Annotated in this window: 8 protein-coding genes; 3 read left to right on the forward strand and 5 right to left on the reverse strand. The window is 46.1% G+C overall.

The features are described 5' to 3' along the window. Window positions 1-2: 2 nt before the first annotated feature. Window positions 3-1,355, reverse strand: a complete 1,353-nt coding sequence (locus tag J3491_RS09215; RefSeq protein WP_207969976.1) for a Na(+)-translocating NADH-quinone reductase subunit A — start codon at window positions 1,353-1,355, stop codon at window positions 3-5. Window positions 1,356-2,486: 1,131 nt separating this feature from the next. Here J3491_RS09215 and hisA point away from each other — a divergent pair. The 3 genes from hisA to J3491_RS09230 all read left to right on the forward strand — a co-directional run bounded on the left by hisA (window position 2,487) and on the right by J3491_RS09230 (window position 5,704). Continuing rightward, the gene (gene hisA, locus J3491_RS09220; RefSeq protein ID WP_192995118.1) at window positions 2,487-3,224 is read left to right on the forward strand and encodes a 1-(5-phosphoribosyl)-5-[(5-phosphoribosylamino)methylideneamino]imidazole-4-carboxamide isomerase; all 738 of its coding nucleotides are present in this window, start codon (window positions 2,487-2,489) and stop codon (window positions 3,222-3,224) included. 253 nt (window positions 3,225-3,477) lie between these two features. Further along, the gene (locus tag J3491_RS09225) at window positions 3,478-5,133 is read left to right on the forward strand and encodes a mechanosensitive ion channel family protein (protein WP_207969977.1); all 1,656 of its coding nucleotides are present in this window, start codon (window positions 3,478-3,480) and stop codon (window positions 5,131-5,133) included. A gap of 283 nt (window positions 5,134-5,416) precedes the next feature. Beyond that, complete coding sequence (locus J3491_RS09230; protein WP_207969979.1) at window positions 5,417-5,704, forward strand: hypothetical protein; 288 nt, start codon at window positions 5,417-5,419, stop codon at window positions 5,702-5,704. Between the two features lie 79 nt (window positions 5,705-5,783). On the opposite strand, the gene rnr is transcribed toward J3491_RS09230, so the two are convergent. From rnr to thrS, 4 genes are all read right to left on the reverse strand, one after another. Continuing rightward, the gene (rnr, locus tag J3491_RS09235; protein ID WP_207969981.1) at window positions 5,784-8,060 is read right to left on the reverse strand and encodes a ribonuclease R; all 2,277 of its coding nucleotides are present in this window, start codon (window positions 8,058-8,060) and stop codon (window positions 5,784-5,786) included. A 141-nt stretch (window positions 8,061-8,201) separates the two neighbouring features. Beyond that, the gene (locus J3491_RS09240; RefSeq protein ID WP_075101253.1) at window positions 8,202-9,446 is read right to left on the reverse strand and encodes a toxic anion resistance protein; all 1,245 of its coding nucleotides are present in this window, start codon (window positions 9,444-9,446) and stop codon (window positions 8,202-8,204) included. A 550-nt stretch (window positions 9,447-9,996) separates the two neighbouring features. Then, window positions 9,997-10,500, reverse strand: coding sequence for a translation initiation factor IF-3 (gene infC, locus J3491_RS09245; RefSeq protein ID WP_075101252.1), 504 nt, complete (start codon window positions 10,498-10,500; stop codon window positions 9,997-9,999). Window positions 10,501-10,523: 23 nt separating this feature from the next. Beyond that, window positions 10,524-12,458, reverse strand: coding sequence for a threonine--tRNA ligase (gene thrS / locus J3491_RS09250; RefSeq protein ID WP_207969983.1), 1,935 nt, complete (start codon window positions 12,456-12,458; stop codon window positions 10,524-10,526). Window positions 12,459-13,169 lie beyond the last annotated feature (711 nt).

Below are 13,169 nucleotides of genomic sequence, written 5' to 3' on the forward strand. Positions count from 1 at the left end.
GGTTAGCCCTCCAGCTCAATGCGCGTTAAGTTATCACGCAAGATATCACCGAATTCATATTTGCCAGGAGAGACGAAGGTGCATAATGCCAAATCTTCTTCGTCCAATTCGAGTGCGCCCAAATCAACGGCGCTAACGATGTCCTCAACAATCAAGGCACGTAGTAGCTGTGTTGGCAGATAATCTTGCGGCATGACTTCTTCATAGACACCGATGGGTACCATCGCACGCGGTGAGCCGTTACTGGTGGTGGTGAAGTTGTATTTTTTACCACCAAAAAACTGCGAGATATAGATCGGCAGTTTAGAGAAGCGGTTTTTACCAGCGGTAAAGAAGTGAAATGCGGGGCGCTCACGGCCTTCAGGTAGGGCGCTGACTTGGTTGTGAAAGCGGCCAAGATAAGCGATGTTGCTAAACACCTTGCGTCCTGACAGCACTGAGCCTGAGATGACACGGTTTTCACCAGCGGCCAGTTGGCCTTTGGTCAATGCTGTGATGTCAGCACCGCGTTCGGTTGCGATCAGATGTGGAGTATTGACTGCAGGGCCTGCCAAGCTAATCATACGGCGCGTATACAAGCGGCCAGTGGTAAATAGCTTACCGATAGCAATCACGTCTTGATAGCCAATCGTCCAGACGGTGACACCGCGCATGATTGGATGCAAAAAGTGAATGTGCGTGCCGGCCAGTCCTGCTGGGTGCTTACCTGCAAAACTATGATACTCAGTGACGTTGCTTGCCGCGGTTTTTGCAACGGACGTCAGGCTAGCATCACCATGATGACAGACGAAAGTCTTAGGGCTGAGGGTAGATAATACTGCGAGACCGTCATTGAACGCTTGCAGCTCCTCATTGATCAGCAGCATCGGGTCAAACGCAAGTGGATTGGTATCCATCGCGGTGACAAAGATGGCATGCGGACGGGCACCGATTTCTGGTGCGCGGCTATAGGGGCGCGTACGAAACGCAGTCCATTCGCCAGAGGCCAGCAGTTGGGTTTCAACGACCTTCGAGTCTAGGTCAGCAAGTTGCTGGGAGTCATAGCGCTCGAAGTCTACTTCTTCACCGTTTGGGTCGACCGCAATCACAAGGCTTTCAAACACTCGGCGCTCGCCGCGATTGATCGCGACGACTTTACCAGCAGCAGGGGCAGTGTAGATAACACCAACACGTTTTTTGTCTTCAAAAACGGGCTGGCCTTTAGCTACGACATCACCTTCTTTGACATTCATTGTGGGTTTCATACCCACATAATCATAGCCAATGACTGCTACATGTGTTGGTTGGTGCTCAGATATCTCGCGGGAGGGTTCACCGGTGATGGGCAAATCCAAACCTTTTTTGATGGTAATCATAAGCGAAAACTTAGTCCATAGTCTAAAACGATACCAGACGTCCTGTTTGGTATATCGGCAGCATGAACATCTGCGTCATTTAATAAAGCCCTCAACTCGCTATTCCTATAGTAGGATAGAGATACATAAGGCTTTGAAAACAACGCAAGAATATCACTGCTAGTAAGAGTATTAACGCTGACCTTAGACTCCTTAACAACACGTTAATGTCTTATTCGAATTACCAAAGTTGGCGACTGGCTACCAAGGTGTATGCTAAAACCATCAAACCAAACGCACTCACTTTGGGCGTTGGCCAAAAGCGACTGCATTGATCGTAAACAGCTCCATCATACGTTTCATTGAAAATTAAAACCTGTAAACCAGCACGATTGTCGCTTTATGAACTGGCTTTTTGTTGCAGAGCCAATGACATAAAAACGCAGCCAAGTAATCTACAAAGATAGATAAACTGGTCGAAGCCACACTAGCCCTGCCGCTGGTAGACATACTGTGTATGACCATCTGCCGCTGGTAATCTAGGAGTGACTTTCTAAGGCGTTATCTCATGATAGGGATGTAAGGGAGATATATAAAAAGACGTCTCAAGGGTAATGGCGCAGCGCAGTCTGCTCTCAGACTGGCATTGAAGATTGTTACGTTAACCCTTTTAGCCAACTGTCAGCCAATATTGTACTGGTTCATTTAGCTGTTGCTCGATTCATCCTGACCGCCATGAGCACTTCAGTGATGGTTAACTGAAAAAAGTGTGGCGCATGGTTGCTATCATATAGAAACAAATACAAATTTACCTAGGATTATACGCTAAATTGACCTAAAATTGCCAGCCGGTAAGTGAATTTACCTAATGTTGCCAGTGATTCCATCTACTAAAACTTATGGTTATGATTGTTAAGTTTTTGGCATTATTTGTTGTTTGAATTATTCAGATTTGAGCCAACACGAAGAGAATTTACTGATACTATATTCTGACTGATTTTGTTAGCCACTGATTTCGAAACGCTCTGCGGTATAGCTCTGTCATCAGCGATATATCAAGTGGCTGTCTAGATGGTATTTCGATATCAGTGATATATTGATTCAGTGATATATTGATTACTTATTTTATTTGTGCGTTATAAGGAATGTCCTATGTGTGCTGTGCCTGTCATTATTCCGGCGATTGATTTAAAAGATGGTAAATGTGTGCGCTTAAAGCAAGGCCGTATGGAGGATGATACGGTGTTTTCTGACGATCCTGTGGCCATGGCGGCGCGCTGGGTAGAAGAAGGTGCTCGCCGCTTACATTTGGTGGACTTAAACGGGGCGTTTGATGGGGTACCAGTACATAGACAAGTGGTCAATGACATCGCCAAGGCTTACCCAACCCTGCCTATCCAGTTGGGCGGCGGTGTGCGTAATATGAACACCATCGAGCAGTACATCACCGCAGGCTTGACGTATATTATTATCGGCACCAAAGCAGTCGAAGATCCCGACTTTGTTACTGAGGCTTGCCGTGAGTTTGCAGGGCATATCATCGTGGGTATCGATGCCAAAGACGGTATGGTGGCGACCCATGGCTGGGCAAATGTCACCGATACTCGCGCCACCGAGCTGGCCAAGCGCTTTGCCGATGTAGGCGTATCGTCAATCGTCTATACCGACATCGCCCGTGACGGCATGATGCAAGGCGTCAACGTCGAACAGACAGTCAATCTAGCTCGCGAAGGTGGCTTGCCTGTGATTGCCTCAGGCGGCGTGACCGACATAAAAGACATCGAGCTGCTAAAACCCTATGGCGACTGTATCGAGGGTATCATCACCGGCCGTGCCATCTACGAAGGCACACTCGATTTGCGTGCTGCTCAAGCATACCTAGACAGCTAAGCTTACCTAAAATTTGCTAAAAAATTACTCGCTAGGCTCTTACTTGCTGGGCTTAGTGCTCAATGGTGAGGATAGGCAACGCGCTACGGCTATCTGTTTGCTGCGCCATAGCGGCGGCGTCAAGCAAATAGCCGTATGTTTGCTTTATAGTAGATAGACTCACGCCTAGCTGCTAAGCTAAGACAAAGGGCAGGGACCACGCTTGCATGAGACCTTGAGGTTTTGGCAATGATGCAACAAGCAAAGGATGCTTATGTCGATTTATCTAACGCAAAAAATGCCCACCATCATCCGCCGTCTGGCCAGTATATGCGGTCAGCTGCTGTTGCTATTGGCGCTGCTTTGTTCGCTGCCAGCTCATGCAGCTATTGAAGACGCTGCCTCCATTAGCGCTGCGCTCAGTGGTGACAATGTTGACAATGTAGAAGCGCTTGATGAAGACAATGCCGAGCCAGCACCTGCTACCTCTGACAGCGTAGCTGAAACGCCAGAGATCATAGAGCCATCATCTGAGCCTGACCCGCCGCCTATCATCAGTGGTGAGAGCACCAATAACGCGCAAATCGAGACCACGCCGACTCCGCAAAAAGACAACGATATCCGTCAACGTATCACTGGCATATTTTCAGAAATAGACGGGTTGCAAGCGGTCAATGTCAGCGTGACGCAAGGGGTGGTTACGCTGACGGGAGAGACGCCCAATGAAAAAAAGGCGCAGCAAGCCATTAACTTGACCAATCGCTTGACAGACGTGGTCACGGTCGAAGACCGAATCAATCGTACCCTCGATGTACAAGACAACGTCACCACTGTCTATCAAGGCCTAAAAGCACAGGTGACCAATCTAGTGAAGGCGCTACCGCTACTATTGGTCGGTATAGTGCTATTTGCCTTAGTGACTTGGTTTGGCAGCTGGCTCTCTAATCGCAAAAACATGTGGCAACGTCTGACGCCAAATCCATTTGTGGCAGAGCTACTGGCCCAAACCATCAAAGTCATTTTTATCATTTTTGGTCTGATCTTGGCGCTGAGTCTGATCGGCGCAGAGACTGTTTTGGGAACGCTACTTGGCGGGGCAGGCGTGATCGGTATCGCGGTTGGTTTTGCGGTCAAAGACACGATTGAAAACTATATTGCCTCACTCATGCTTAGTATCCGGCAGCCGTTTCGCGCACGTGACCACATTGTCATCAATGGGCAAGAGGGTATCGTCGTGCGCCTGACATCGCGAGCGACTATTTTGATGACCTTAGATGGCAACCAGCTGCGCATTCCGAATGCCGAGGTTTTTAAAGGTACTATTCTAAATTACACCAAAAACCCTGAGCGCCGCTTTACTTTTGAGCTGGGTGTGGACGCCAACGATGACCCACTGGCAGCCATTAAGGTTGGGCTAGATGCGATACACCAGTTGGCGTTTGTCTTAGATGAGCCAAAAGCGATTGCTGTCATTACCAATGTCGGCGACTCAAATATCATTTTAGAGTTTCAGGTATGGGTGGATCAATCCGAGACCGATTTTTCTAAAGCGCGTAGTATCGCCATTCGCGAAACCAAGCACGCGCTAGAAAATGAAGGCTTTAGCTTACCTGAGCCCATTTATCGACTGCGTTTTAACCATAAATTAGAGCAAGCTTTTGAGCAGATGCCACAAAACAACACCACCTCGGGTGCTACCCTTACGACCACCGTGCCCAGCGCTACCTCAAGCAATCAAGTGCCAAGCTCCACCGATGATAAAGATAAAGAGCAAGCAAAAGCCCGTGCCAAAACTATCCTGCAAGGCCGCAGTGGCAGCGATGTCCTCGATGCCCGCCCCGATGATAAGCTGATGGAAAAGGTCGAGCAAGAAATTGCCGAAAACTCAGATGAGACTGATTTGCTAAATAACAATAGCCCGCAAGAATAATCAGCTTAGCGCCTGTCCTCAACTCAATAGATAGCCACCTAAATGAGTGAAAAATGGCTAAATCTGGCCAAACAGGGCCAAATAGCTGACTAATATCTCGAGATTATCTGTGCTATCTTCCTTGTTTAGTGGCAATGTTTAGTGGCAATGTTTAGTGGCAATGTTTAGCGGCAGTTTATCTCATTTTTATCATCATTTTTGAAATGCGAACACGCCCTAAAAAACGGCATAAAAAGTGCAACAAAATAGATATTTGATGACTATCTAGAGACGAGACACTTTTATGCAAATGAAACATTTGATTATCTTCGCACTTGTGGGCATGGTAGCATTATTGGGTTTTAATCTGATAAGCGGGCATCAGCGTGATAAGCACAGAGAGGTACTAGTAAACAATAATAGCGCTGAGTCGGCTGCTGCGACAGATACAGGTGCAAACACTGGCGAAAATATTGCCAATCAGCCGTTAGGTCAGCAGCCCAAGGCCCTCTTGGATGATGCCACCACACAGATAGAGCAAGCACAGCGAGCCGAGCAGCAGCGAGTCGCGCAAGTGGCTAATGCCCAGTAGCGTAGCGGGCACAAAAAAAGGCTAACACTGGGTTAGCCTTTTTTATCAATACCTTTTTATCTACCACCTCTTATGTGGCTTAGCCTTTTTTGCTTGAGCCTTTGCGGTTGCTGCTCTTTTTAGCTGGTGATTTTTTGGCTGGTGGTTTTTTAGCTTGGTCTTTTTTGGTTTGGTTCATCTCACTGGCTTGTAGCTTGGCTTGTAAATCAAAGTCAATTTGTAGCAAGTCCATATTGACGCCTGCGACTTTGACTTTGACCAAATCGCCCAGACCAAACAGCGTGCCTTTGTCTTTACCGATGAGCTGCTGCTGCGTCTCATCATAGACAAAGAAGTCATCGCCGACGTTTGAGATATGCACCAGACCGTCGATATACAAGTCAGTTAAGGTGACAAATAAGCCAAAGCTCGTCACGGTGGTCACCACGCCATTGAACTCTTCACCGACATGATCTTTCATGTAGTGACATTTGAGCCATGACTCCACAAAACGCGAGGCTTTTTCGGCGCGGCGCTCGGTATCTGAGGTTTGCGTGCCAGCACCTTCGAGTGAAAAATCCATCACTGGCTGCTTGCTACCCGTGACTTTTGCCTTGATCGCACGGTGTAGCATCAAATCAGGATAACGGCGGATGGGCGAGGTAAAGTGACTGTACTCGTCATACGCCAAGCCAAAGTGACCGATGTTGTCCGGCGCGTAGTTGGCCTGCATCATCGAGCGCAGCAGCATGCTATGGATACTAATGGCATCAGGTCTGTCTTTGGTGGCTTCGATGATACGCTGATAATCGGCCTGCGTTGGGCTTTCTTCTGGGAAGCTCAAACCAAAGTTTTTGGCGTACTCATGGATACGCATGGATTTTTCGCTATCTGGCTGATCGTGGTTACGATACAAGACAGGCAGTTCATGCTTGAGAGCAAAGTTTGCCGCACAAGTATTGGCCAGTAGCATACATTCTTCGATCAGCTTTTGCGCATCGCCGCGCGTACGTGGCAATATTGCTTCGATGCCACCTTTTTCATCAAACTTAATGTAGGTCTCTACTGTCTCAAACTCCATCGCATGGCGCTCTTCGCGTTTTTTCAAAAGCAGCTCGTAGAGTTGATGCAGTGTATCAATTGATTTTTTGACGTCTTTATTGCCTGTCAAAGAATCAGGCACGCTTTTGTCTTTTGGATTGTCGAAATACGCGTTGACTTGGTTGTACGTCAAGCGTGCTTGTGAGTGCATCACACCTGGATAAAAATCATAGCCTGTGATTTTACCAGCGCGCGATATCTTGATATCAGCCACCATACATAGGCGATCAAGATCAGGGTTTAGCGAACACAGACCATTCGACAATACTTCAGGGAGCATCGGAATCACACGATGCGGAAAGTATACTGACGTACCGCGCTCATACGCGTCTTTATCTAACGGCGAGTTTGGCGTGACGTAGTAGCTGACATCTGCAATAGCCACTAAGACGCGGTAGTTACCACCTGAGCGTTTTTCGGCATATACCGCATCATCGAAGTCGCGTGCGTCTTCACCATCGATGGTGACTAAGGGCAAATGACGTAAGTCAGTACGGCCCTTTAGGTCTTTGTCAGTAGGCTCTTCGTAATCATTGGCTTGCTTGAGAGCCGCATCACTAAATTCTGATGGAATATCATAATTGAGCAACGTCGTTTCGATGATCAGCTCGCGGTCGTTATCATCGGAGAGGACTTCAGTGATTTTGCCAGTAGCAAACTCGTGCTGGTTTGGCCAATCGATGATGTCTATTTTGACGGGCGCGCCTTGCTTGGCGTTTAGAGCCTGTACGTTGTCATCAGTGACAGTAATGGGTTGGTGATGGTTTGGACTACCAAGCTCGACACAGTAGCCTTCATCATCACGTGTTAGCGTGCCGATGAAGTTGTTTTGACGACGCTCTATGATATCGACGATGCGGCCTTCGGTGCGACCGCGATTGTCTGTTGAGGTGCCGATCGCGGCTACCGTATCGCCATTAAATACCCAGCGCATTTGTTTTTCGTGCAAAAACAAATCGGGCATGTCTTCTAATAATACAAAGCCAAAACCTTTGGGATGCGCCGACACAGTACCGGTGACCACATCTTGTTTGGTCACTGTCCGATAACGATAAGGACGACCTTCACGGTTTACTTGACCGTCGCGTGCCATGGCTTTTAGGCGATTGCCCAGCGCATCAAACTGATCTGGGTCTTCAATCTCAAAGATCTGCGCCAGTTGCTTGTGAGTGACTTCGCCATGCTCATTAATCGTGCCCAGTATCAGCTCGCGACTAGGGATAGGATTGTCATATCTTTTTGCCTCACTTGAGGCGTTTGGATCGTTCCAACTCATAAATTACCGTATCTATTTTTAAAATTATTAATAAGGGCTATCTTAACACGAACGACGAGGCAATATCTTGCGTCAATCGCCTAATCTGTATTAAGTCGCAACAAGCTGTCTGCTTTTAAAGAAGACAGCTGAAAAAAACCATCAAATATCGATATCCACCGCACTAGACTTATCGGTGATTTTTTTGCTGTCTAATTCCTTTGAGACCTCTAGCACCGTGGTCTGATTGGATTTGTCGAGATACTTTTGTGCTTTATCGACCTCAGTGGTCAAGGTATTGACCGTTTGTTTCATGTTCTCTAGCGCTTCAATTTTATAATTGCTGATCATGTCCATCGTATCATAGACATTATTGAAGGCGTTTTGCAGTTTATCAAGCTCGATACTGCTGCTGGTCGCCTGCTCATGGATCTCGCCCGATTGGCGTTTGAGCATCGCAGAGGTCGATTCGATCAAACTGCTCGTAGTTTTATTAAGCGCAGTGATTTGATCAAGTACCAGTTTTTGATTGGTCATCGCTTGTGCGACCACCACCGCCGTGCGGAGCGCTGAGATGGTCGTCGTGGTCGCGCGGTCGACACCTTTGATCAGCTCCAGATTATTTTTGCGAATGGTATCAAGCGCCAAATAGCCTTGGACGTTGACGGCCAACTGCGTCAAAAAGTCGGTGTTTTTTTGGCGCACATAAAATAGCATCTCTTCTTTGATGATGCGCGCTTTTTCTGGGTCAGCCGCCTCGATGGCATAGACTTTTTGCTCCAACTGCTCATCGATTTTTTTACCCACGTAAATGTACTGACGAATCGATTGCATCAGCTCCCACATATTGACTTTTTCTTGCTCGATCATGGCATTGTCTTTGAGCAGCTCGTCTTTGCCGTTATAGAGACTGGTCACGACAGCATTGATATGTGACTGCGCTGACTCGTATTGACGAAAGTAATCTTGAACCTTATTGCCAAAAGGAATAAGGCCAAACAGCTTGCGTGAGCTGGTCAAATCTTTTTTGCTAGGGTCCAAATCTTCGACGATACCACGCAGCTCTGTCAGAGATTTGGCGATAGGGGAGTTATCAAACAGATTGTCGTTGATGCTCTTTGCTGGCAGCTCGAGCATACGATTAGAGACTTGCGCGGACTCACGAATCTCTTTATTGCCTAAGTTATGTATGGACTGGACGTTTTGCTGAAACTCAGGGCTATGTACAGAGTTGGTGATGACATGATCGACAAAAGCATCAACTTTAGCATCGAGCTCTGGTATTTGGCTTTTATCGAGAGTCACCATCTGGTCGGCTTCACTTTTTTGTACTTCTTTGACGGGCTCAGGCGGCGTCAGTGAAATGCTTGGCGCAGCGGCGTTTTCTGGTGGCGTCAATTCTTGCATAAAGTTTCCTATAATCTCTAAAGGGACAAAATCAGTAATACATCATCCGTGCGGTTTATGTAGTGTCGACTATATCGGGTATTGTTTTATTTAAAAGACAAGTCGCGGCCTGTATGTGTCATAGCCTGTGTCTTATATAAAGCCGAATAAATACAAAGGCGAATAAGTACAAAGGCGAATAAGTACAAAGGCGAATAAGTACAAAGGCGAATAAATACAGAGCCATTGAGCTTTAGACTAACTGGTAATGAAAAGCTTGAGAAGAGAGGTTTTGTAAAATAGCGTCAGCTTGTGATACCAAAAACAGCGTTTAAAACGCTATAACTGATAAAAACTATAGGTGATAAAAGCCATGGCTAATAAAGGCAGTATCGCTGCTTATGATAAAGAGGCAGGAAGCCTATATACAAAAAAACCATCAATATCCCGTAGCATATTGATGGTCAACAGTATAAGTATCCATATTAATCAATATCGACATTATCTAACATCGACGGATTAGCATGCCGATTGACAGCCGCCACTAACTAATAGCAATCTGGTTAGTCGATCACTTTTTCTTAGTTGGGCCGAGCAGCATACCCATCTGACGACCTTCCATCTTAGGATATTGTTCGACGTTTGAGATATCAGCGGTATCTTCAATGATGCGGTCAAGTTGCTTGCGACCAATATCTTGGTGCGCCATTTCGCGTCCACGGAAACGAATACTAATCTTAACCTTATCTTGAGCTTCCAAAAAGCTGATAATTTTACGCAGCTTAACTTGATAATCCGCCTCTTCAGTACTGGGGCGTAGTTTCATCTCTTTAAGCTGAGTCTGCTTTTGGTTTTTCTTAGCTTCTTTGGCCTTTTGTTTTTGATCATATAAGAAATGCTTGTAATCCATGATCTTACATACAGGCGGTTTTGCTTCAGGAACCAATTCGACCAAATCTAAGTTTTCATCACGCGCCGCTTTCATCGCGGTTTCGATATCGACCACGCCCATTTGTTCGCCGTCTTCTTTAACGAGTCGGACTTCTTTGACTTTGATATCTTCGTTGATGTTCAAACGGTTGGACTGTTTAATAGGTATTACTCCTCATCTGTTTTTGGGGTCTGTCGGCCTTTTTTACCGACAGCGGTCTGTACTAATGCCATAAAGTCAGAGATACTCATCACGCCAAGGTTTTCGCCTTCACGCGTCCGGACATTGACGCTGCCCGTTTCAATCTCTTTATCCCCTAATACTAGCATATAGGGGATACGTTCTAATGTTTTCTCTCGTATCTTAAATCCAATCTTTTCGTTACGCAAGTCGCTAACGGCTCGAATACCGACGTTTTTCAGCTCATTAACCACATTTTCACAAGCCTCTGCTTGCTTGTCAGTGATATTCATCACCACCACTTGCTTAGGTGCAAGCCATACTGGCATCCAACCGGCATAGTGTTCGATCAAAATACCGATGAAACGCTCGAACGATCCTAAAATAGCACGGTGTAGCATGATTGGGGTTTCACGCTCGTTTTGTTCGTTGACAAACTCTGCATCAAGACGCTCAGGCATATTGGGGTCGACCTGAATGGTACCGCACTGCCAGACGCGGCCTAGAGAGTCTTTTAGACTAAATTCAATTTTGGGGCCATAAAACGCGCCTTCACCTGGCAGATATTCCCAATCGAGACCTGAGCTGTCGAGAGCATCGGCCAAAGCTTTTTCGGCAAAATCCCAAGACTCATCAGAGCCGACACGCTTTTCAGGGCGGGTGGAGAGCTTCATGATGATGTTATCAAAGCCGAAGTCTTCGTAGACTTTTAGGGTCAGTTTAATAAAGTCAGCGACCTCTTGCTGAATTTGTGCTGCGGTACAGAAGATATGCGCATCATCTTGCGTAAAGCCGCGTACGCGCATCAAACCATGCAAGGAGCCTGAGGGCTCATTACGGTGACACGAGCCAAACTCTGCCATACGCAGTGGCAGGTCACGATATGACTTTAGGCCTTGGTTAAATACTTGCACGTGACACGGGCAGTTCATTGGCTTTACCGCATAATCACGGTTTTCGCTGGCAGTGGTAAACATATTGGTGGCATAGTTACCCCAGTGGCCTGAGCGCTCCCACAAGCTACGATCGACGATTTGCGGCGTTTTAATTTCTTCATAGCCGTGATCGTGTTGGACTTTGCGCATATATTGCTCAAGCACTTGATAAATCGTCCAGCCATTAGGGTGCCAAAACACCATGCCCGGCGCTTGCTCTTGCATATGAAACAGATTGAGCGCTTTACCAATTTTACGGTGGTCGCGTTTTTCCGCTTCTTCAATACGCTGGATATAGGCCTTTAGGTCTTTTTTATCAGCCCACGCTGTACCATAGATACGTTGCAGCTGCTCGTTTTTGGCATCACCGCGCCAGTATGCACCCGACATTTTGGTCAGTTTAAATACTTTTAAGAAGCGCGTATTTGGCACGTGTGGACCACGGCACATATCGACATATTCTTGATGGTGATACAGACCAAAGGCTTCTTCACCCGGCATATCATTGATCAGTTTCAGCTTATAATCTTCGCCACGCTCTTCGAATATCTTGATGACTTCATCGCGCGGTGTCATTTTTTTGATAACATCATAATCTTGTTTGATCAGTTGCATCATGCGTTTTTCGATGGCTTCCATATGCTCAGGGGTAAACGGCGTCTCGCTATAGATGTCGTAATAAAAACCATCTTCGATGACCGGTCCGATGACCATTTTTACCTCTGGGTAGAGCTGTTTTACTGCATGACCTAACAAGTGGGCGCAGGAGTGGCGAATGATATCGACACCGTCAGCGTCTTTTGGCGTCACGATTTCAACTTTGGCATCATGGGTGATCGGATCGTGTGCATCGACTAATTGACCATCAACGCGCCCAGCGACCGTCGCTTTGGCAAGTCCTACACCAATACTCTGCGCCACTTCCATGACGGTTGTATTGCCTTCAAAGTTTTTTACGCTACCATCTGGTAAAGTAATCGCTACCATAATCTATTCACCTTTTTGGATCCGTTGGCAGTGATGATTGCAACCATCAATCATATAACCGTAAGACCGCATCAATTATATCTAACTGCTGTGATATGTTAAGAAAAGTACCACCCAAAAAACTAAGTTGAGACGATATTAATAGCAGGCTTTTGGCCACTTTATCTAAAGGCTCACTTTAGCATTGCAAGGTAGTGTCATAAAAGCCACTATTATAGCAAACACTGCCTAGCAACACTAGGTTGGAGACTATAGATACAAAGTAACAAAAGTGTTATGACAAGCGACGTCAGCACGGTGATTGTTTAAGTATCGATGCAGCACTTGATGCTTCAAAGTTATCTAATTACCGATGCTATGAAAAATAACGTTTCATCTCGCTGTATCGTGTTCATATCAGATTGACTATATAAGTATCTGTTAAGTAGATTTCAATAGCTAATAGATAATGCCAATTTTGCTACCTCTATATAACTAATGAAGTGATGATGGTTTAAGTCGCAGCGCCGTCCTAAAAAGTTTTTTCGTTAACATATTGAAAACATTAATCTATTTTATGTTTGTCGAAATTAATTAAAAAACTTATCAAAAAGCAGTTGACACCCGTCAGAAACTCTCTATAATACGCACCTCATCAGGACGAGCTAAGCATTACTAGGGTAAATTACATAGTAACAACGCAGCGAACCTTGAGAAACAAATTAGATAAAA

The sequence above is a fragment of the Psychrobacter halodurans genome (assembly GCF_017498075.1).
Lineage (GTDB): Bacteria > Pseudomonadota > Gammaproteobacteria > Pseudomonadales > Moraxellaceae > Psychrobacter > Psychrobacter celer.